A 22,532-nucleotide genomic window follows, 5' to 3' on the forward strand; every position below is an offset into this window, starting at 1 on the left:
GAATTCTTGCGAGATTTACCAAGTGGAGGGGGTGGGATGTCGAAGCAACGCGGATCGGTGCGTTGGTGTTAAAGCATTTGACGTCTGATCAGGTGGGGCAACGATTGGGCTGTGGGCGTAGCAGTCGCCCGCGTGAAGTGCAACTTGACATTATACCAACCCTTAGCTCAACGTGGTGCATCGCCGACCATGAAATTTTATGCCATTTTGGCCGAGCCCGCGTTTTCGCCTTACCTGCACTGACCGCAATGGTCGTAACGGCACAGGTGTGCAGGCCACATCAAGCACTGGACCTACCTGGATCAGGAACTCTGGCGGCATACCGACCGATGGATAGTCTCCTGCAAGTCGGATGTTCTGGAAGAATTCCCAAGAGGTACATTGCAAAGCTAACCCTTTGGGGAGGGCGATTATTGCAGGGTGGTTTTCAGCCAGTTTAGATAAACGATCCAATTTTCTTTACTGCCACGGGTTGTCTCTTCGAAAGCAGTCGGATTGCTCGTGTCGATCCGATTGATCAAATCCGAAGCTTGGCTGATTGCCCGAGCGGCTTCAGCAGTTCGGCCAAGCTGTTGAAGGCATTGAGCCGACCGGGTCAGAGCTTCTAACGCGACGGGTTGCGAAAGAAAGCGATTGGCCGTGCTGCGATAAACTCCGATGGCCTTTTCATAGTCTTGCATTTCATACAATAAGTCAGCTTCACCCAGGTAGCTGTTTCGTAAAAAGCGACGCATCATTTCATCACCAGCGACCGCTTCACTGTTCTCCGTGAGCATTTCCCTCAGTTTGGTATAGGCGGCACGCGAGGCTTCAAGAAGCTTATCACGTTCCTGACGATAGCTTTCACGTAAATCGAGCGGCGAATCCACGACCGAATTCAGCTTCAGTTTGGACCACTCGGCCGCAGTTCGATACCCTTCGGCGACTCGATAAAGACAGCGATAAACGCGTTCGTCATCGGGATAGCGACGAATGGCTTCTTCTAACCGTTGGATACCTTGCAGCAGTTTGCCGTGTGACGTATCCATCTGCAGATAGCGAGTCTTTTTGTCATCCGGCATTGCGCTAGCGTACCCTGACTGAGCAGTCGCAAATTCTTCGCTGCCGGTTCGACAAAGCAGCAAGCCCAGTTCGAATAGCGAGGTCTTCCAGATAGAGTTTTCAGGAGTCAGGCTGCCATCGTACAAGTTCACCAGCAATTGGTCGGCGGCTTCGGCGTTTCGCCCCTCTGCTTTCAATATCTGCGCTGCATAGAGTCGGGCTTCATCGCTGATAGGATGTGTGGGCGCGAGGGTGATACATCGATTAAGCGTGTCTAAAGCGGAGGCCGGATTCCCTGCGTGGAAGTAGTTCTCGGCCTTTTGCAACAAGGCTTTGGGTTGCTGGTCGCGTGGCATGACGTCCAAGAAGCGATCGATCAGGAAATTGCTCCGTACAAAATCCTCGCTAATCGCATAAGAACGGATGGCAGACCAGAGCAGGTCCGGATAATCTTCAGCAATCATCTGCAAGTTAGCTAAACGTTCGTAGCTCTGCGCAGCTTGCCGATAAAGCGTCATAATTTTGTTGGTATCTTCAAAACGCTGTGTTGATACCAAGCGTGATGGATTATCGCCTTGGCTCGCTTGTTTCGACGCTTGATTTTCAGCAAGTCGCGAAAGAGCAGGAGCCTTAATGCGTAAACGATCTTCGTCGCTAATAAAGCGAGGCAAGCGATCGCAATACTCAATCGTGGCTACACCCGCGCCTCCTGTCAAAAACTTTTGACCCGATTCCACCAAGGATTCATACAACTTGGGCAGCGGTATCCAATCGTTCTCATACCACCTGGTCTCACCCAACCCGCTGTTCAGCATACGTATGGCTTGGATAGCGTCACCCCATCGACCCAAATCGGCGTTCACCGCGATTGTTAGGACGGAGGCTGCTAACGATTCCACCGATTGTGGTGCATTGGCACGAACGGAACTCAAATGCGACAACGCTTCATCGGAGCGTCCAAGGTCATGCAAGGCGACCGACATGGCATATGCTGCACGACCTTTTACCTGTCGCGAAGCGGTAACGTTGGCGATGATGGATTCCAATCTTGATACTAGTTCAGCCAGCTTTGCTCGACTTTCGGAGCTGAACGCAATAATTCCATCGGGATGCTTGCTGCTTAATCGCAACTGCTGCGAAAGGATCGATACAGCCAGTAAGTCAGATTCAGGCCAAACCACGCTCTCGGGCGAGATACGCTTGAGGATCTCCAGCGCGGTATCGGGGGCGTTGATTCGCTCGTGAAGTGTTGCAAGCAACAACTGAGCGCGATCGACGTCAACTTGACGTACGGCTGGGAAATTCATCCAGCGATCGATCTGCTTCTCGACTTTCGGTCGATTAATCTTCTTATCGCGAAGGCCTATGTGGACCACCTTTTCGATTGCATCAAAACGCTCTTTGGGATAACGGTTGATGGAACGATCTAGAAATGGATATGCCTCGTCGAACTTGCGCAAACCGAAAAGTGCAGAGCCGTAATAGTAATTTCCTAATCCTTCGTAGCCTGCTGGAAAACCTAGTTTTGATGCTTGCGTCAATTCTTCGTTGGCGCGATCCAGATACGAGTACTGCGTCTGCTTTAAAGTTGCCGTTTTCGATAGTTCGAATAATTCAGCTCCTTTCAGCAGGCGGTACTTAGCGCGATCCTCATCGTTTTTCAACTGTTCCAGCCCAAAGCTCTGCACCGCTTTGCTGGCTGCGAACACCTCGCCTCGTTGAGCGAGTTGCAACGCTAGATTCAAGCGAGCCGATGGGGTGACGGCATTGCGGCCACTGATCCACGAGAACGCCAGAGCGGCCAGCAGGACCGCAGATACCCCCAACCCGGCGATCATCGCTGGCTTGATCCAACCACCACGATTGGGTTTCGACTTTCGATCTATGCCTGGTAAACTGCTCATAGTCCAATTATCGGATAGGTTTGCCAGCGGTTTCGATGTCCATTCCAAAAGAACACCTACAGCCAGTTTACGAGCGGACCACTTTACGGATTAGCATGGTTAATCCGATCGTGCTGGCCTGCGAACGTCTCCCGATTTGAGGTCAGAACTCAAAGGTCGGCTTGTTTAATTCGCATGTTTTGTTAAACAGTCAATCTGTAGCAGTTAACGAAACTACTACACTCCGCGTACGAATGCAGCTTGTTCCTTTTATTCATAGAAGACCATGGATACACTCCAACTGATTCGAGAACTTCAACAACCCAGCGACAGCAAAATCGTCATGCTTGTTGCCGACGGACTGGGCGGTTTACCGATGACGCCGGACGGGAAAACGGAACTGGAAACCGCGCACACGCCCAACTTGGACGCGTTGGCTGCCGAAGGTGTGCAAGGAGCAAGCATTCCTGTGAAACCTGGGATCGCTCCAGGTAGCGGACCAGGACACCTGGGTTTATTCGGTTATGATCCATTGAAATATCAGATCGGGCGAGGGGCCTTGGAAGCAACCGGCATCGGGTTTGAACTGCAACCCAACGATGTTGCAATTCGATGCAATTTTTGTACGCTGGATGCCAGTGGGAATATTGCCGATCGTCGCGCTGGACGGATCAGCAGTGAGGAAAGCGCTCCACTGGCTATATCGCTTCGCCAAATCAAAATCCCAGGCGTCGAAGTTTTCGTCGAGCCAGTAAAGGAACATCGCTTCGTCGCTGTCTTTCGCGGACCAGGTTTATCAGGGAACGTCGCCGATACCGACCCGCAACGCACCGGCGTACCTCCATTGCCCGCAGTCGCCAACGATGATGCCAGCCAGAAAACTGCAGAAATCGCTAATGAGTTTTTGAAACAAGCCAAGCTGATTCTTGCCAGTCATCCAAAAGCCAACTTCCACACCATGCGTGGATTTGCAACCAAGCCTAATTTACCTAGCTATCAACAAGTCTACGGACTCAAAGCAGCAGCCATCGCTGTGTATCCAATGTATAAAGGGTTAGCTCGTCTGGCCGGCATGGAGATCATCGGACAAGCGTCGACTCTCCAAGAACAAATCGATACACTCAAGCAAGCTTGGGACAAATACGACTTCTTCTTCTTGCACTTCAAATACACCGACAGCACGGGCGAAGATGGTAACTTCACGGAAAAAGTGAAGCGTATCGAAGAACTGGATGCCATCATCCCTCAGATTCGAGCGCTTAATCCAACTGTCACCATCGTGACCGGAGATCACAGTACGCCCAGCTATCTGAAGAGCCATTCTTGGCATCCCGTGCCAACGTTGCTGCACTCTGATTGCTGCCGGCCTGATCCTCACCGGCAATTTAACGAGACTACTTGTATCACCGGTGGTCTAGGACACTTTGAAGCTCAATACCTCATGGCCTTGGCAATGTCTAACGCGGGGCGCCTTGGTAAGTATGGGGCGTAATCGCGGTCGATTTCATCGCGAACAACTTCCTGGCGACCTCGGGTGTTACAAACACTAGGTTCGCCACAATCATCATGGTGCCAAAGGTTACCATTCCCAAAAACAAGATGATGGATAAATGAACGATCACGGCCATGGCAAGCGTTAATGGCCGTGACCATTTTGGCCAAACGGTGACACAGTAAAACGTCTCCCACAGAATGGTCGCGTGGGCCATCATGCTGCCCAGCAGAGGCCAATGACCAATCCACGTAAAATCGATGCTCTGGTATTCATAGGACGCGGCTGAAAACCATATCGCGCTGCCATCCCACCACATCGAGCCACGCATTTTTCCCAGCCCGCCAAACAAATACATCGCGCACAACTGCAATTGCATCAATCGGGTTGCAAACGTGTAGAATGGTGAGCTGATCTGTGACCGCTTGCTCCATGGCCAGTCAATCGTGGGACGCAACCAACTCGCAATTCCAGTTTCTCCAGCAGACGCTGGCGAGGGCTCAAAAACATAGGCGACCGATAGCCCAAAAGCCAACATCATTACGACTTGGTCGAGACCGAAAAGGTGCCCCGTCGCACGATGACAAACCATCAGTGTTAGAAACCAAGCTAAGGGCGCCGTCACTCGCAAGTACACTCCAGCAGCCAGCGCTAGGCTTACCATAATGGCAAAAACCTGGTGCGCCGTAAGGCTCGCTATCGAATCAAAGTATCTCAGATACGTCCAGGTGAAATCATCAGCATGGAGCAATGCGTTGGTCTGCCGATCGATCATCGCAGTCGGACCAAAAAACTCACCCACTCCAAACAACCACACTGCATGCATATAAGCCAACACGCAACCGGTGGCCAAACGGATCAACGACAGCGTTTCCCCGCTACTTGGTTGGAACCAAAACTTTGGCCAGCCAGCCTTTAATGATTTCCACAACTGCTGAAAGTATTCGCGGATCATTGTGAAAGTCCCTCAATTGGCAAACCAAGCTGCACGTCTGCGTTCTTTCTTGGCGGTGCAGTGGGCGGGCTCGTCATCGAGGGACGCGGTAACGGTACTTGCGGAATTGGGGGCGCAAATGCGGGCTCCATTAGTTGGAATGTCTCAGGAAGCTCCATGTATAATCGCGGATCGTTTAACTTCATCTTCTCGTCAAAGTAATCCTCAATCGTCGGGAGTGCGTGCTCGACGCGGAATAATTGAAAACGCCGATTGGGATATCGTGCTTCAAAATATTTATACAGCGACTTGTTTAATGCTGCATACAACTCTTTCCCACGACGCACCTCAGGCGGCAGTGGACTGCCGTCTTCCGAAACCTCAGGCAAATCCTGCGGAGTAAAAACTGTATTGTAAAACTCGGTGTACATGAAGTAGCGATGGTAAAGCAGTCGAGGGCGCTGAATTTGCTTGTCAGGATAAATAACTCGCTCCACTTGTTCCTTGTTCGCCGTGGGTAGGTTCGTACCACTGGACTGCTTGGAAGAAGCAAAGTCTACGTCATTGAAGACGCAGGCTACTAAATGGGACGGACCAGGATTTGGGGCAAAAAAGTAATAGCCGTGATTCAGGTACATCAAGTCGATGTAAGGCTTGAGCATATTGCGAATCAGGATCGCATTTGGAGCTGGCATTGGGGATTGTGCCTGCGTCGAAAACCGAAATGGTTCCGCATAGACGGCAATCACATGGAAGACTGCGAAGACGCTCAACGCCACTCTTGCCCAAGGAGCAAGCACGAGCGAATTGGCTACAGGCGACTTCTGAGGTGAAGCCACATCTACTTCACCGGCGAGCTTGGACTCGCGATGAAGTCCGCTGTGTCTGGGTTTCTCTCTTGCCATGAACTATTGCCCAGCCCTGCCCTGCTCCAGTTGCTTCACTGCTGCATCTAGCTCGGCAACGCTCAGAAATCCATCTCGATCGGTATCCGCCAACATAAAATACTTCTGATGCTGCGCTGGCAATTCATCCTTGGAAAGCTTTTGATCATTGTTCGCATCCCAACGCAAGAATAACTGCTGGTTCTTTAGTTCAATCATCGGCTTTGTTGATTTGGCTACTGATTTTGGTACGGCAATATCAAAGTAACCGATCATCATCTCATCGTCAGTTTGGTCGCCCCAGCGAACGCGTTGGTTCGGATCAGGATTGTACAAGTTGTCGGTTGAGTTGTCATAAACAGCTTTGCAGTACACGCGATTGCCAGCGGCAATAACCGTGGGAGTCATCAGCTCGTAAGCGGTTTGCCAATTGAAATCATAATTCGGGACATTAAGCAATGGCGTTCTAGCACCGTCTCGCGTTACCAATTCATAGAAAAAGGATTTGCCGCGTAAGTGCATATGCGGACTCATACTGATCAGTTCGCAATCAGGTAGCAGTTCCGGAAGGTAAGCGTCTATTGTATAGTTTGCGTCGTTGGGTGGGATTGAGATTCGCGGTTGGACCACACTGGTCGTTTGTATTTCGCGATTGATCTCCGCTTCGTCAGCAAAGATGAATCCGATGCGACTCTGGTCTTGTTGCTCTACACCAATCGGCGTGTAATGTACCTGGAACACGAGGACAGATCCGGCGTCAATCTTTTTGGCCGTACCCTTTGGATAAGGCTTGAAACGAGTGCCCGGAACGTATCCCGTCAAATAGCTGCGCTCGGCGGCCAAGTCGCGTTTTTGATCCGGCTGGCGCGCGAATACCAAAATATGGTGAACGACACTGCGATTGCCGGGTTGAATCTCCGCCGCTTGTATCCATTTGTCTTCCGTAAACTTGGGGTCGACAACAAAGTACTGATACTTCACTTCACCAGTCGCTGGAATGGCGAATGGCTTTGGCGTAACGTCCAAGACCAAATCAGGTTCTCGTGGTAACTGCCAGCCAGCGGTGTATGTTTTGAGCGTTGGCATGTCAGCCAAGTCTCCCTGCTGGCAACCGCCGTCAACCCACTGCTGCAACAAAGCGATTTCCTCGTTAGGCATCGACCTATCGTTTGCAAAATGCCCAACAGCGGGATCTGCATGCCAGGGCGGCATCCGCTTTTGCGTAGTCACTTCCAAAATCATTTCTGCCCAAGCGGCTACATCGTCGTAATTGTCTAGCTGCATCGGACCAATGTCGCCAGAGTGATGACAATCCACACAGCGGGACTGCATCAACGGAGCAATATGTTGCGTGTAAGTGATCTCATTGTGTACCGTCGAGGCGGGCTTCTGACCGATCAGGCAGCCCATCGCGTTGGTCTTGGCGACCAATACCTGCTGGCCATTAAGAACCGCGTCAATGGCATCACACAACTCATTGTGTTGAGGCTCTTGCCGAATGTTTCCGATAACGTATTGGTCATCGATTCTGCCTGAATAGCGTACTGAACCATCGGCGTCGATCAGAAAAACTTCTGGTGTGCGCGTTGCTCCATATTGAGTTGCTACCGCAGCGTCCGGATCCTTCAAAATGGGGTACGTCAGAGCTTGGCGTCTAGCGAAGGCTGCAATCTCCGCTAGCGAATCGCGTTCATTGGAGTCAATGGCGATGACGCTGACATTGGCTTGAGAATACTTCTGTTGTATTGCCTCCAAGCGATTCGAGTAAAGTTTCGCCAGGGGGCATTGCGTCCCTAGAAACGCGACCACATGAACCTTGCCTTGCAATTCCTGCGAAGAGTAACTCTTGCTGCGGTAGTCCATCAACTGCCAGCGAATCTCGCGTGCACTGGACTTGTCTATAGTCGCACTTTCCGTCTCCGTGGCAATCAACAAAGATGCTTGAAGGATCAAGCAGATGATCATGGAACCAACAATCACGGTCTGTTTCTTAATTCGAGCTTGCATGGTCAACCTGTGGTTTGGGAGTTTCATTCAGTCGATAGAATATTGCAATTGGAAGTAACAGCAGTGCCATCATGCCAAATACGGTATTGATCGGTAAATTCATTTGATTTGCGAAGGCTTGGAACAACTGATACAACGGACCGCTTAACAGAATGCCGATAAAGTTCGCTTGATTCATGGTCGCGATCATACGCCCCTTCAGTTGATCAGGTGGTCGATCTTGCAGAAACACCTGCAATGGGATCGCGTAGGTTGCAACAAAAATACCCAGGATCAGCAAAGCAGCGAAGATCAACCAATAGCTTAACAGCGGTATGGCTCCGTTCCAAATCGATAACACTCCTAGCATCGAAGTCATTCCCCATAGACCTAGAAAAACCTGCCTGCGTGGATGAGTAATACCGAGCGATTGAAATGAAATCGCGATGATCGAACCCAACATGATGCCAAAGGCAATGGCGCCCGCAAGCAACGTAGTTCGGAAGTCGCTGACTTCCAGCAATCGACCCACGCGGTTGATCACCGGAACACAAATACCACTGATCAGCCAAAACACGCTGGATACGAGTAACGCTGATAGTAAAGGCTTATCATTCCAGATCGTTTGGCCCACTTGCTTTTCAATAAACAAGGCGTCGGGAGTCAGCGCGATTTGGGGTTGGGCCGGTCGCGTACGCTGTACTAGGAAAGACGTGATGGTTCCGATTACTGCAATTCCAATGCAGATGACGCTCCCTTCCCACAGAGGGCTTCCAGCTTGATGATAGCGATCAGAAAAGAAGCCTGCTGCCAAAGTGCCCAGAATAATTGCCAGGAACGTCGTCATTAAAATCACGCCATTCGCGTTGGCCAATTGTTTCTTAGGAAAAATCTCTGGGAGAATGCCATACTTGCCGGGGCCAAAAAATGCACTTTGAGTCGCCATGAGGAACAGCACCGTCCAAGTGCCTGTCATACCCCAAGAGCTATAAAACAAAAACGCAAGTGCGCTTAGAGCCATGATTGCAATCTCTGCAACCTTCGACAGCACGATCACGGTGCGCTTGCTAAACTTGTCAGACAAAAAACCTGCATAGCCACTGAACAAAACAAAAGGCAATGCAAACACTAGCGTTGCCCAACCTTGGACGTCTGACTGGCCTGCTTCTGCTTGGCCGGCTTGCTGTCCGGCAGCAGCCACTGGAATTGCCAGCAGTAGAACAAGCTGCTTGTAGAGGTTGTCGTTAAAAGCCCCTAAGAACTGGGTGGTGGTCATCCCCCAAAACGAACGATTTAGTGCTAGCGGTACAACCGTCGAATCGCCGTCTTGGTCTCGCCGTGGCGCCTGCACAGTGCTAGCGATCGCAGGATGGGAAGGGTTTGATTCAGGTGTTTGCATGCCCAGGGCTTTGTAATAACGGCAACGAAGTTCGCCTTATATTAGCCGAATCCTGGCTCAAACGCACTGTCGATTTCGCCCTGGAAACAAAGTGTTCTAGCTGTTTTCACCAAGGCATTGGAAAACCAGCCGATAAAAGTCCGGATGCGACTCCCAAGTCTGGCCGGTCACAATCCGTCCATCTCGAACCGCTTCTTTTTCTTTGACGAACGTACCTCCGTTGGATTCGACTTCAAAACGAATATGCTCATAGCAAGTCATCGTGCAGCCTTTGACGATACCCGCAGCAATGAGAATTTGGATTCCATGGCAAATCGAAAACAACCATTTACCACCTTGATGGAATTGCTGCACCATTTCAATGACCTTGGGCGAATTGCGGAGGTACTCGGGCGCTCGACCGCCCAGTAGCAAGCAACCTGCGTAATCAGCGACATTCACATCGTCAAAGGCAATGTCCGCCACAATTTCGTAGCCCGGGCTTTCCTTGTACGTATCCCAGCCTTCTGCAAAATTGTGGATCACTAAATTCAAGCGACGCTTGCTCGGGGCTGCCACATGCGCTGCATAGCCTGCTTCTTCAAATCGATGTTTGGCGTACAGCGTCTCGTAGCTTTCGCCAGCATCACCGGTAATCAACAAAATCTTCTTAGTCATTCCAAAGTCCGCCTTGATCTAAATCTGTAAATAATAAGTTTGGGCCTTTGTGTTAGGCCCTGCCCAACAGTCGATTCATGTTCTTCTTATAGCCTTCCACCCCTGGTTGCCCATAAGGGTTGATGCCCATCAATCGACCTTCAACGACCGTTGCGATCATCAACATTTGCATGATTTGACCCATATGCAATTCGTCGACTTTCGGCATGATCAAATCAGTGGAAGGGCGTTGATCGTCGGCTAGTGCTTGGTTGGTGCCTTGAATCGCCGCTTGCATGACTTGAGGCAAAGTCTTGTCCGCTAATTCGTTCAAACTGTCGGCATCAGTATCCCGTTTGCCAATGGCTACCGGATCGCAGCGATACTCGTCTACGACAATGTTATTAAAGACTTTGTCACGCGAGCCCTCTTGATGCTGTTGGTGGCGCGAGTGCAGGTCTCGCGTATTTAACGTTGTTAGCGGTGTGAAGCCTTTCTCATGCTTACCTAGACTTTCGGCTGACAACTGGTCGTACCAAAGTCCAAGAGATTCGAGCGCTTTGCTCCAAACACTCATGACTCGCAAGTTCGTACCGCATTTGGTTTCCAGAAGATGGTTGACCGCAACGTGCTGCAAAACAATATTGTCGGCGTCGGCAGAAGCGAAATGGTCATTCATTGCCGAGGCACCTTGCAGCAATTCGATGACATTGATCCCCAGCAACGCCGCTGGAACCAAGCCGACTGCGGATAGTACCGAGAATCGGCCACCTACACCGTCAGGCACCGGGAAGAAATCGCTGCAACCCAAGCCCTGCACCATTTTGTGCAACTTGCCGCCCTCGCCAGTAACGGGGATGAGGTATTCACTGACGGGAGCTTTACCGCCCAAGTTCTTTTCTAACGCGTTTAAGAAGATACGGAAGGCGGCGGCCGTTTCCAGTGTGCCGCCACTTTTACTGATCACGACCAGACCCCAGCGATTCGCACCCGGATCAACACTTTGGCTGTCACGAGATAGCAAATGCAGCAAGCCTTGCGTAGCGTCGTTGTCGACGTTGTTGCCTTCAAAATACATCCGCGGTTTGCTTCCCCGCTCGCCACGTGTCAACTCGTTCCAATACGGCTGCACACAACTTTCCATCAGCGCGCGTGCTCCCATGTAGGAACCGCCGATGCCCAGCACCACGACTCGATCCACTTTGGATTGCAGAGCATTGGCCGTTTTGAATAAGCGACCAAGCTCACTGCCTTGCCGATCGCTTTCATATTCGGCCAGCAATCGGCTGGGCATGCTGTAAAAGCCCGCATCGAGTGGCTGCATATCGGTTGGTATCGTCTTGCGACCGCTCATCATGTCCAGCTCATCGCCCACCATCCGATCGCGAATCTCCAATAATTTTGGCATCAGAGCGTCAATGTCAGACTGGCTAATTCCACGCTGCCCCAGCAAAGCGCCTTGGTAGTCGAATTTGAGTGGTTTCATTTGGTTTTGTCGCAGTTTCATGTTTTCGCAGGGGTAAGTTAAGCTTCGGATCTTGATGAATAATGGTGATAACGGCAAGCACCCGCAGCGTCAATCATAAGACGCTATTTTTCATGTGCTCTGTTGAGGTGTTCTCAATTTTGGCCCGAGCGATAAGCTTAATGTTAATCAGCCAAGTGATTCACACTTCTTTTACAAAATGATCCTTCCATGCGTCCATGGCTTAACTGGGCAAAACTTGTCCGCCTGCCCAATACCCCGACCGTGATCGCGGACGTTTTAGCGGGATATGTGATCGCAGCGGGACCATGGTCCCCTGCCCTGCCCTTGGGGTTGGCGATCCTTGCCATCGTGCTGCTGTATTGGGCAGGCATGGTCTGGAACGATGTGGCTGATATCGAGCAAGATCGCGTTGAGCGTCCTAGCCGCCCGTTACCCAGCGGCAGTGTGTCGGTTCGCACGGCCTTCAATGCGGGATTGATTCTGCTGGCTTTCGGAGTCACGCTTGCTTTCGCCGTCGACTGGCTACTGCTGCGTCATCATCAATCGACAAATGTGCATTCTGGAACGGGAGTCACGGCGATCCTACTGGTCGCCTGCATTCTGCTGTACGATTTGGTTGCCAAGAAGACGCTGGCGGCTCCCTGGTTAATGGGCAGTTGTCGCGCGTGCAGTTTGCTGGTCGGCTGCATGGCGGGCGGATTGGCGGTGGATCAAGTAGCGCCGCATATACCAACTGCGGCGATTCTGATAGCGGCCCTTGGGCACGGTGTTTACGTGGCTGGATTTACTTTGGCTGGACGCAAGGAAGCAGCGACGACGTCACATTCCGAGCTGACTACTGGCTGGACGATAGCCTTGCTGGGTATACTGCTGCTGGCCACGGTCGATTATGTTGCTGTGCAATCAGGCGTGGCGACTGAAAACCGCCGAGTGAGCCCAGTTTGGATCTATCCCGTGCTGATCCTGGCGTTAGCACTTCCTCTACTGCGCCGAGCTTCTAAGACGCTGCAGACGGGAGCTGGAAGAGATATTCAATCCGCAATTAAACAAGCGATCGTGACCATCATTTTTTTTGATGCGGCATTAGCATTGCAATTTGGATCGACCTTTCAGGCGCTCACGATCTGTGCTCTGGTGATACCGATGCTACTGCTAGGTAAATGGTTCTACTCGACTTAAGAGGGCATTTTAAAAAGGGGGCTGACCGATGGCAACATTCTCTTAGGATTCTGCTATAGAATCGATCTTACCTCGATTTTGCAAGACTCTAGCCTCTAAGGTACGTAAACGGTAGACAAGGCGACAAGTAACGCACAAAATCCGGCCGTGGATCTTGCGTTAGGTGATCGTTGGTGGTTGTTGCCGCTGGCAGTGGTCGCGGTACCGCTTGGCTTTCGAATTTAGGCTGAGTCGTTAGGGCATCGCTTGGGACGAAACCCAGTTGTCACATCGGCTGACGCGATCACACTGGCTACGTTTTCCGGTATTAGCGGAATCTCGTATGCAGCCGCTGTCCTCACGTTACCTGGAACCAGTATTCGACAAAAAGCAGTCGCCATACTTATGTTTATTGTTGGTTATGTTTTAAGCGCGCCGAGAATTGATAATTTAATTTATGGCTTTGCTTTTATGGCTCTGACAGTGCTCCTGTATTCGCTTATCCGATTCTTTCGGTGGCCTCGTTGGCAGCTAGGTAGCAATACGACACAAGCTTCGATTGCTCATTTACTTTATTTTACAACAGGTGTCGCTCTCTTTATTTCCAGTGCTTCTTTAGCACTAGGGACAAACCAAATGCTCGGGCTGCTGAATATTATCGTCGTTACCTTTGTGCTTTGGCTAATTGCCCAGTTCCTAGGTTCTCTGCGATATCGCTCCCTTTCCTTGATCGCGGGACTTATGTTTTTGTTCCTATTTGCAGTGCCTTTTCTTTTCGAGCTGTTTACTTTCAAGACCCGGTTTCGCATGTCATCGGTATTCGTGATGATCCATGCACTCGTACTCTTGCCGCCATGGGCAATATGCTTTTTTCATCGAAGGGATGGAAGTGTCGAACGAACCCAGCAACCACCAGTCTCGGCCCCCGAACCAGCGATCAGTCATGAGCAGGACTAACTTGCGTCGGTCAGTAAGCATGTTAACGCTCCCATAGCGGCACCCGCCAAATGCGCTATGGGAACAGGCACAAAGGTAGCATCAGAGACAAACAGATTGCCACCCAACCAAGTTTCGCTCGCGATCTTCAACGCCAAGCCAATCAAGCATAACGAGAATACGATTACTCCTTTGTGATCTTTCCGGCGTCTGCTCTCCAAGATGCGATCGATGGCCAACATGGCGAACAATCCAGAGTCAATTCCACTTAGCCCTCGATACGACGAGAGTTCGGGATGACAGGAAATTACCACCAGTGGGATCACCAAGGCAGACGCACCCAGAAAGGCAAGAAATCGTATTCGACTGGTCGCTTCACAGATTGCTCCAAGGACGGTGAACATGACCAAGTCCCATGCAAGATGATTCCACGACCAATGTAAAGCATGGCAAGTGATGAACTGATAACTCACCAGCGGATAGGGCCTGTCCCAATTCAATTCGACGGCGGGTGCCATTGCAGGTGCAAACTGAAGTATCAAGGCACAGCAGGCAATCACAAGCGTGCAAGTCGATTGGCGAAGAGTCTTCATGGCAGGTATCTTAGATTCGAACTTGCTTGTGGCTGTAGGGTAGTCCCAATATGGACCAATCAAAACGCCGAGCGACTATCTCAGCGTTTCAGGGTATGGCTTCTCAAGGCGAGTCTCGACATGAAGAACCTACAAAGAGTTTTTCTTCCTTCTCGCACCCCAAGCAGCGGCGCCCGCTAGACTGGCGGCGATCAATCCCGTGATTGGATCAATTGCGCCTCCACCTCCAGTGAATCGATCCACCGATCGGCCGTTGCTTTGGTCTACCCAGTGAAGATCGTATCCACTGGCTGGTGTACGCGGCGGGTTACTGCTCTCGGAGTTCGACGTTGATACCAGATCGATGCTCTGCTCGGAGCCACTGGAACTCGGATCCTTCGGGCCTAATCCAGCGATTGATTCATTTCGGAGAGCTTCGAGTTGCTTCCTCACAGCTTCGCGGGCAACATGATCACGTTTAACCCGAGTTGCATTGCGACGATCAATGGCCCAGCGCTTGTACTCAGCGTCATTCTCAAGCACGATGAATGAAGCGTATTGGCTAACGATAGAGTACCCTTCACATAGGTTAACGATCTGCTCAATGATCGACTGCTGATTGCCGCTCAGTCGCATTTCGTCGCTAAGCTCTTGAACGCGATTGAAGGCCCACATGCGTTCAATTTCTGGATTCTCGTTGTTCTTTGCTGGCAAGACTACTTCAAAGTTTTGTTGAACCGGCTGCCCCATGATGTCGGCTTTAATGGCTACCGTTGCAAGTCCAGATCCTTTATATCGACCGTAGATCCGCAGGGGCGCACCATAGAATAAATCAGGCAACTGCTTTGGAGTTATATCGTAAGTTTCCAGGCCTTCGATCGTAATCGAGACATCGCTTGCTACGGGACGCATTAGCTTTCTGCGAAAGGCTTGGGAGTTTCTTGCAAAATCATCTTGCTGAGAAACAAACGCAGCCAGGCCACTCGCCCCTTCCGCTAGTTGTTTCAGCATCGGACGATTGACCTCATTGCCGATACCTATACAGAAAACTCGCGTGCTGCTGGGCGCTTCTTGGATCAGCGACAATAGCTCTGCTTGTTCCTTGGTTTCGGTCATGCCATCGGATAGCACAACCACATTAAGCGGTCTGTCCTCGGCTTTGTATTTGTATGCGGTCGCGATAGCTGGTCGAAGAACCGTCCCTCCTTTTGCTCGTTGCGATGCAAGGAACTCCGATGTGAGCTTAAGAGTCTCTGGACTGACCTCGCTCAACTTCTGAAACTGCATTTGAGGCATAGTGTTGAACGTCATTACTTCAAAGCGATCGTCGGCTCCCAATGCACCTACAAAGGACTCAACAATCCCGCGAGACAGCCGAAGTTTGCCATCATTGGCCATGCTACCGGAAATATCAACCACAAAGACGTAGTCCATGCCTGCCCCGTATTCCTCTAAGGCCTTGCTAAACAATTACTGTCCGTAATTATTTATTTTGCCGGGTGTATTTCGTAATTCCATTCTCCATGGAATTTATTCCGATGAATTATAACTTCTGCGAGCTCCTCGTCGGTAACCTTTCGAGCTTTCTCGTAGGTCTTTCCATCTATCCATGCATGCACCTCTAGGCCGGTGGTCGTACGTGTGTTGCCAATGAGGCTTACAACAACCTCTAGAGTTTCAAGAGGAACTCCCTGCCAATTGCGGGTTATGTGGCAAAACAGTTTGTGTTCAATTTTGTTCCACTTGCTTGTGCCGGGAGGATAGTGGCAAACTTCGATGATCAGCCCAGTAGCATTGGCCAATTTTTGTAACTCGGTTCGCCAAAGTCGTGTGCGCGGGCTATTACTCCCGCCACTATCGGCTGTGATTAGTACCCGCATGGCTTTCGGGTAGCTTTTGGAACCCAGCCGTTTCCACCATCTACTGATTGCCGATACGGCAAACTCGGCTGTATCGCTGCTAATACCAATCGTCACGCCTGCTTCATTTCGCCCAATATCATACACGCCATACGGGACTGCCTTGCCCAATTCCTTATCGGGAAAGTCGTGCGTCTCGACTTTGATCGGATCTTTTCGGCGTCGGTACGTTTTCCCTGCGTTTTTCAGGTTTCCCAAGACTTCTTTCTTTTTCGTGTCAACCGAAATGGTTGGCTGATGCTTCTTCTGAAGTAGGACTATTCGCTTTGAGATGAATTCAAACTGCGCATTTCGATCTGGGTGTTGATTGCCTTCGATGGTCTTACGATTCGCCTGAAGGCTGTAGCCAGCCGCCTTGAGCAGTTGGCCTACCTTCACACTGCTGACCTGAAATCCTTGCCGCTGCAATTCAACGGCAAGGGACTTGGTGCTTTTGCATGTCCACCGAAGAGGGGACATCGGATCGCCGCGAGTGCCGGATGAAACGAGTCGATCCAAAGCCTTTTTAAGTTTCGGCTGTTCAACCTCCCGAGATTTACGACCGGCCCCCGGTTGTCTTTGTCTGTTGGAGGATGCTGCGTTGGGATCATCGAGTTCGAGAATGCCGCGACGAATAGTGCGTTCCGAAACCCCCGTTGCCGCAGCAACAGCAGAGATTCCTCCCCAACCCAAGGATCGCGCTTCTGCGGCTGCCCATCGACGACGGGCGCGTTCATCCAAATCCGCTTCAATTGCGGTATACTTCTGTGCGATCCATGTTATGACTTGTGCATCCGGCATACCCGAAATCATCGCAAATTTTAATCATCGGAATCAACCCTAATCCGGACACTTATTGTTTAGCGAAGCCTAACTCCTTTCCCGCAGTCATGGTCAGCATAAAGTATCCGTCCTCTCCCGGTTGTTTTGAGGTAATCAAATCTATGCCCGTTCTCGGTCGCTCTGTGTCTAGGTGCACGACCACATCTCTGCTCAAATCACCTTCGCTCACTTCCAGGCTCGCTCGAGAATATTTGTCGGTGTGACTGCTGATGACGAAATCCTCGCCATGAGAAGGGCTGGCAACTTGCAACAGCGGGATTTCGCTCTTCACGTCAAGCGTGAAAGAGAAGCGACCTTTCGTAGTTTGATCGATATTGGTTCGCGTCGTGGTGGCTAACGGATACACATAGGTGGCGGTGTCATGATCGAAATCAAGCTGTTGGCAGTAGGTCACCTTGATATCTTGCTGAGCACCTGCGGCGATTGGAAAAACTCGCAGTTCAAAGCTTTTGAAGTCAACTTGTTCGAGCAAACCTGGATCTGTTTTCGTGACCTTGTAACTTTCATAGATTTCGCGAGCGCGTTTCTTTTCGACGACTTCACCGGTCATTTCCTGTCCATTGATGATCATGCTGAAGTTACTAACGCTCGCACCATTGGGAACTGGGAAGACATACAAGGCCTCGACGATACGCTGCTCGGTGTTCCGAAAAACTTGATGCACCTCCGTGACAGCGATGCCGTTATTGATCGTGACAGAGACGTCATGCTCTTCGATTTCCAGCACGCCACCAAAGCCGCCTTCAGCGATGAGCAACCCGGCTGCATTAACTGGCGAAGCGATCGAGAACACGGTCGCGCCAGCGATGGCGACGATGCCCAAAGTGTTTTTCCAAATCGACGTAACCTTTTTCATTTTTGATGCCTTTAGCAAAGAGAAAGTGGATTAACTAAGGCAGTCTAAAGGCAAACACCGTGCCGAAGAAAAAACGTGACGTCGCAAACCCTTTGCGCATATGGAGTTAAGTCTGTGTGCGTTCCACCCAAGTCAATTAGTTGTGGGGTTGGTAGAGCAAATTAAGTATGCCTCATGTACATTAAATGCTATACGGCTATGAGGAACTGGAGACTGGGAAATGGCTTTGATTCACCGAAATGATTTATTGTTTGTCCGGTCTGTCGGGGAACTGAGCTACACAAACCCATTCAGTGCCAGTCGTTTCGAGCTAGAGCGAAAAGCACTTGGCAGTGAATACGTGGTCGAGAAGTCGGTTTACTGGAGTCTTGACCCAGATCCGATTTTCCACCGACGAGAGAACTTAGTTCGATTGTCGAATCGAGCCAAAAACATTGCGACTAAGCTTCGGGAAAAAATCATTGCCGGGGAGCCTGCCAGCGAGCAAGAGTTGAGTCTATACGATGACTTGATCGTATACCTGATGTTCTACGAACTCTTTGACTTTTGGGGGCAACAGCGGATGCAGTCTGCTTTTGAGCCTAACGCTAATCGTCAGGCGTGGAAGCGATATCGCGAAGCATTCTCCTTCTGGTTGGAGCTCCCCAACGTGTCTCTGCCATCGGCGCAGGACAGAACCCACTTGTTTGCTCTTTATCACCAAGTCTATCGCGCCTTTTTCAGTATCTTCGAATGTGTGGTGGGACAGTCCGAACCGATTGCCGAGCTTCGGGGCAAGATTTGGCAGTCGATATTCACACACAATGTCCGCCGTTACAGAAAAGGCCTCTACCAGACATTGGGACAAATTACGACCCTCATTCAAGGTCCCAGTGGTAGCGGTAAAGAACTGGTCTCACAGGCAATAGGCATGTCACGGTATATCCCTTTCGATGAGAACAAGCAGGCGTTTGTTCTTAACCTATCCGAGCATTATCATGCCATCAATCTCTCAGCTTTCTCGAAATCTCTTATTGAATCGGAGCTATTTGGCCATTCGAAAGGCGCTTTCACCGATGCGCGAGAGGCACGTACGGGATGGCTTGAAGCGGCCGGGGACTTGGGAGCCGTTCTGCTTGATGAGATTGGAGAACTGGATTTGATCACGCAGGTCAAATTGCTTCGGCTTTTGCAAAGCCGGCAGTACCAACGAGTCGGAGAAACGAAGGTTAGGGAATTCCGAGGGAAGATCATCGTGGCGACCAATCGCGACTTGCGAACGGAGATTAGCAAAGGACGGTTCCGCGAAGACCTATACTATCGACTTTGCTCAGATGTAATTGAAACCCCATCTCTCTCGCACCAGCTCCGTCATACCCCCAATGCCCTTGACGATCTGGTAATGCATATCTGCCAACGATTAACTCCACACGATTATCAGTTGTTTGCAGGTGAGGTGCTTTGCTGGATTCAAAAGCATCTTCCACTCAGCTACGCATGGCCTGGCAATATTCGTGAGCTAGAGCAATGCGCCAGAAATATTCTAATCCATGGATCTTATAGCCCTGACCAAGCCGGTCGATCTGACGCGACTCAAGGTAATGATCTTGCAAAAGCAATGGATGCATTACATTTGACGGCCGATGAACTGCTGGCGAAATACTGCCATATCGCTTATGCGAGAACTGGCAGCTTTGAGAAAGCCGCCAAACTTCTGCAGCTAGATCGACGAACAGTACGAGCCAAGGTCGACTCGGTTGCTCAGTCGAAATCGCAATCTGACAAGTTGAAGTCCGCCGACCTGGAAGAATAACTCAAGACTTGCAAAAGTCTGCCTGGCAAGTTGACGAGATTCCCTTTGACTTCCAACGAATCAAACGAGACGACGAATTGCAACAAGCAACGCACAGCGAAACTCTTGTTCGAGGTCTCCCTATATTCGTTGGCATGTTCTATTCAAAGCTGCCAGTGCAAACTAATACGACCGGGCGAATATTGCTTTTTGCGTTGCGGGCTTGCCGGTTAAGAAGCAAGTACCAGTTCCCTCGGGTTGATCGATGGGAATGCAGCGAATAGTCACTTTCAGTTCATCCAATAGCGGTTGCACGTCTGACTCAGATGAAAAATAGCATGACGCAAATCCACCGACGATGTTCGCTTCGTCACTGGTTTGGAAAAAGTCACGGAAGTCCTTCTCATTAGCAATCTCGACCGAATAAGCGTCGCGATAAGCTTTTGCTCGCTCAAACAAACCTTGTTGCATCTGTGTAAGAATGTCGGGAAGTTGCGATACAAAGTCCGCTTGAGGCATACCCACGGACTTGTCTTGATCGCGGCGACCTACGAACACCGACTTGTTGGCCAAGTCTTTGGGGCCGATCTCCACGCGGATCGGCACGCCACGCTTCACGTGATACCACTTCTTCTCTCCGCCACGTAAATCACGATCATCGATAATCACACGAATGGGTTCATCAGCGTATCGTGTCGCCACAATCTCGCGTCGCAATGCGTCACAGGCCGCTAAGACTTCGCTGCGTGACTGGTCATCCCGGTAGATTGGCATGATGACGACGTGCGCTGGCGCTAGTCGTGGCGGCAAGACGAGCCCATCATCATCCGAATGCGTCATGATCAAAGCCCCAATCAAGCGGGTAGAAACACCCCAACTGGTCGTCCAAGCATAAACGACTTCACCGTTCTGGTCCTGAAACTTGATCTCTTGTGCTTTCGAAAAATTTTGGCCGAGGAAATGGCTTGTACCCGCTTGTAACGCTTTGCGGTCTTGCATCATCGCTTCAATTGAGAGTGTCATATCTGCTCCGGGAAACCGTTCGCCCGGCGTTTTTTCGCCTTTGATGACAGGTACCGCCATGACGTTTTCTGCGAAGTCGGCATACACCTCCAACATCTTGCGAGTTTCTACCATTGCTTCTTCGGCGGTCGCATGAACGGTGTGCCCCTCTTGCCAAAGAAACTCGGCCGTGCGCAAAAACAATCGCGTCCGCATTTCCCAGCGCACAACGTTAGCCCACTGGTTGATTAGAATCGGCAAGTCGCGGTAGGACTGAACCCATTTGGCATACATCGCACCGATGATCGTTTCGCTGGTGGGTCTGACGACCAGCGGTTCTTCCAACTGGCCTGCCGGACGCAATCCGCCTTTGCCATCGTCCTCCAAACGATGGTGCGTGACCACAGCACATTCTTTCGCAAATCCTTCCACGTGCTTGGCTTCCTTCTCCAGGAAACTCATCGGAATAAAGAGTGGAAAATATGCATTCAAGTGGCCAGTCGCTTTGAATTCGGCATCCAGAATCTTTTGCATGTTTTCCCAGATAGCATAGCCCCATGGCTTGATTACCATGCAACCACGCACGGGCGAGTTTTCGGCCAAATCCGCGCCACGGATCACCTGTTGGAACCATTCGGGATAGTTTTCTTCGCGAGTAGGGCTGATCGCGTTTTTTGGAGCTTTGTTCATGCGAAATCAAAGTAAATAATCGATAGTTGGTACAATTCATGCCAGTGCGAGATTGTAGATCAGAACCGCTTTTTCCCCTACCCCATCCGCCGCAGCTTTATCGGATCGCCAAATCAGCTCTAATGCAAGACAGGCCTGCTTACCATCGCATTTCTCAAACCTTCCTCGCGTGGACGGTCTGTTTATACTTCACGTTTTCGTGTGTCTCGCTGGTGCAGGCCCAGTTTGCGTCGGACTCAAGGTTCCCTAGTTCGCAACTACCCACAGCGGCGATGGCTACAGATCTGGATCTCGCAAATTACGATCCCGAGAAATTCACCTTTGTCCGCATCGAGTACGACAGTGTAGGAGGCATGGGCGAAGCCTACTACTTTGTCGATGGCGGTTATTGTCCTAGGTGGGCTACGGACCACCCCCTGGGCGGACAGAATTTGACGTTTCGGTTGAATCAACTAACCACACTCCAATCCAATCGCGGGACTTTGGTTCTGCGGCTAACAGATCCTCGGCTACACGATTATCCATTTATCTTCATGAGTGATCCTGGCTGGCAACTGTTATCACGCCGCGAACGCATCGCGCTGCGGGAATATTTACGAACTGGCGGGTTTCTGTGGATTGATGATTTTTGGGGTAAAGCCGAATGGGACAACATGGTCGAAAACACCACTTCTGAATGCCCAGATTGGAAGTGGAAAGACATTCCAGTCGACCATCCTATCATGTCGCAAGTCTATCCCCTGAAGGAGTGTCCTCAGGTCCCAGCTCGCCAGTTTTACCGCAGTGGTGGACCAACTTATGAGTCGCCGAACATGCACCGCTGGCCCCACGGTGGCTATGAAGAGGTCACTCAAGTTCACTTCCGCGGCTTATTCGACGAGAGCGACCAACTGCTGGCCGTGGCAACTCACAATACGGACATCGCTGACGGTTGGGAGCGAGAGGGAGAAGATGAAGAGTTCTTTCTGCGTTTCTCTGTCAAAGCATACGCTCTGGCGATCAACATCATCGTCTATGCGACCACGCATTAGTCGCGATCATTTTTGCATTGCGGGCACCGAA

Annotated in this window: 17 protein-coding genes; 5 read left to right on the forward strand and 12 right to left on the reverse strand. The window is 50.8% G+C overall.

Going from position 1 to position 22,532, the window contains the following annotated elements; genetic code table 11:
* Nucleotides 1-410: 410 nt before the first annotated feature.
* Nucleotides 411-2,945: a tetratricopeptide repeat protein gene (locus SH302x_RS02980; protein ID WP_479367230.1), complete on the reverse strand. Its 2,535-nt coding sequence runs from the start codon at nucleotides 2,943-2,945 to the stop codon at nucleotides 411-413.
* Nucleotides 2,946-3,210: 265 nt separating this feature from the next.
* On the opposite strand from SH302x_RS02980, the gene SH302x_RS02985 reads away from it, so the two are divergent.
* Complete coding sequence (locus tag SH302x_RS02985) at nucleotides 3,211-4,416, forward strand: 2,3-bisphosphoglycerate-independent phosphoglycerate mutase (RefSeq protein ID WP_479367232.1); 1,206 nt, start codon at nucleotides 3,211-3,213, stop codon at nucleotides 4,414-4,416.
* Here the strand turns inward: SH302x_RS02985 and SH302x_RS02990 are convergent.
* The 6 genes from SH302x_RS02990 to SH302x_RS03015 form a co-directional block, all read right to left on the reverse strand.
* Nucleotides 4,382-5,371, reverse strand: coding sequence for an HTTM domain-containing protein (locus tag SH302x_RS02990; protein WP_479367234.1), 990 nt, complete (start codon nucleotides 5,369-5,371; stop codon nucleotides 4,382-4,384). The two genes, SH302x_RS02985 and SH302x_RS02990, sit on opposite strands and share 35 nt — an antisense overlap.
* Nucleotides 5,368-6,255 carry a hypothetical protein gene (locus tag SH302x_RS02995; protein WP_479367236.1) on the reverse strand — a complete coding sequence of 296 codons (888 nt, stop codon included), beginning with the start codon at nucleotides 6,253-6,255 and terminating at the stop codon, nucleotides 5,368-5,370. Before SH302x_RS02995 ends, SH302x_RS02990 begins: the two co-directional genes overlap by 4 nt.
* A gap of 3 nt (nucleotides 6,256-6,258) precedes the next feature.
* Entirely contained in the window at nucleotides 6,259-8,241 is a 1,983-nt protein-coding gene (locus SH302x_RS03000; RefSeq protein ID WP_479367237.1) for a redoxin domain-containing protein, read from the reverse strand.
* Nucleotides 8,225-9,619: an MFS transporter gene (locus tag SH302x_RS03005; RefSeq protein WP_479367239.1), complete on the reverse strand. Its 1,395-nt coding sequence runs from the start codon at nucleotides 9,617-9,619 to the stop codon at nucleotides 8,225-8,227. Before SH302x_RS03005 ends, SH302x_RS03000 begins: the two co-directional genes overlap by 17 nt.
* A gap of 96 nt (nucleotides 9,620-9,715) precedes the next feature.
* Complete coding sequence (locus SH302x_RS03010; RefSeq protein WP_479367241.1) at nucleotides 9,716-10,276, reverse strand: DJ-1/PfpI family protein; 561 nt, start codon at nucleotides 10,274-10,276, stop codon at nucleotides 9,716-9,718.
* A gap of 52 nt (nucleotides 10,277-10,328) precedes the next feature.
* On the reverse strand, nucleotides 10,329-11,741 hold the full coding sequence (locus SH302x_RS03015; RefSeq protein ID WP_479367242.1) for a phosphoglucose isomerase-related protein: 1,413 nt from the start codon (nucleotides 11,739-11,741) through the stop codon (nucleotides 10,329-10,331).
* Between the two features lie 210 nt (nucleotides 11,742-11,951).
* Here SH302x_RS03015 and SH302x_RS03020 point away from each other — a divergent pair, with 210 nt between their 5' ends.
* Both SH302x_RS03020 and SH302x_RS03025 read left to right on the forward strand, forming a co-directional pair.
* Entirely contained in the window at nucleotides 11,952-12,923 is a 972-nt protein-coding gene (locus SH302x_RS03020) for a UbiA family prenyltransferase (protein ID WP_479367243.1), read from the forward strand.
* 384 nt (nucleotides 12,924-13,307) lie between these two features.
* The gene (locus SH302x_RS03025; protein WP_479367245.1) at nucleotides 13,308-13,859 is read left to right on the forward strand and encodes a hypothetical protein; all 552 of its coding nucleotides are present in this window, start codon (nucleotides 13,308-13,310) and stop codon (nucleotides 13,857-13,859) included.
* Here SH302x_RS03025 and rrtA read toward each other — a convergent pair.
* From rrtA to SH302x_RS03045, 4 genes are all read right to left on the reverse strand, one after another.
* Complete coding sequence (gene rrtA / locus SH302x_RS03030; RefSeq protein WP_479367247.1) at nucleotides 13,856-14,431, reverse strand: rhombosortase; 576 nt, start codon at nucleotides 14,429-14,431, stop codon at nucleotides 13,856-13,858. The genes SH302x_RS03025 and rrtA overlap by 4 nt on opposite strands.
* Before the next feature lie 129 nt (nucleotides 14,432-14,560).
* Nucleotides 14,561-15,844 carry a VWA domain-containing protein gene (locus tag SH302x_RS03035; RefSeq protein ID WP_479367248.1) on the reverse strand — a complete coding sequence of 428 codons (1,284 nt, stop codon included), beginning with the start codon at nucleotides 15,842-15,844 and terminating at the stop codon, nucleotides 14,561-14,563.
* 53 nt (nucleotides 15,845-15,897) lie between these two features.
* The gene (locus SH302x_RS03040; protein ID WP_479369234.1) at nucleotides 15,898-17,109 is read right to left on the reverse strand and encodes an ISAzo13 family transposase; all 1,212 of its coding nucleotides are present in this window, start codon (nucleotides 17,107-17,109) and stop codon (nucleotides 15,898-15,900) included.
* A gap of 52 nt (nucleotides 17,110-17,161) precedes the next feature.
* Entirely contained in the window at nucleotides 17,162-18,007 is an 846-nt protein-coding gene (locus tag SH302x_RS03045; protein ID WP_479367250.1) for a VIT domain-containing protein, read from the reverse strand.
* 220 nt (nucleotides 18,008-18,227) lie between these two features.
* On the opposite strand from SH302x_RS03045, the gene SH302x_RS03050 reads away from it, so the two are divergent.
* The gene (locus SH302x_RS03050; protein WP_479367252.1) at nucleotides 18,228-19,799 is read left to right on the forward strand and encodes a sigma 54-interacting transcriptional regulator; all 1,572 of its coding nucleotides are present in this window, start codon (nucleotides 18,228-18,230) and stop codon (nucleotides 19,797-19,799) included.
* 162 nt (nucleotides 19,800-19,961) lie between these two features.
* On the opposite strand, the gene proS is transcribed toward SH302x_RS03050, so the two are convergent.
* Nucleotides 19,962-21,470 carry a proline--tRNA ligase gene (proS, locus tag SH302x_RS03055; protein ID WP_479367254.1) on the reverse strand — a complete coding sequence of 503 codons (1,509 nt, stop codon included), beginning with the start codon at nucleotides 21,468-21,470 and terminating at the stop codon, nucleotides 19,962-19,964.
* Nucleotides 21,471-21,592: 122 nt separating this feature from the next.
* Between proS and SH302x_RS03060 the strand changes: the two genes are divergently transcribed.
* Nucleotides 21,593-22,501, forward strand: a complete 909-nt coding sequence (locus tag SH302x_RS03060; RefSeq protein ID WP_479367256.1) for a DUF4159 domain-containing protein — start codon at nucleotides 21,593-21,595, stop codon at nucleotides 22,499-22,501.
* The last annotated feature ends 31 nt before the right edge of the window (nucleotides 22,502-22,532 follow it).

It is taken from the genome of Njordella calcicola (assembly GCF_056494125.1).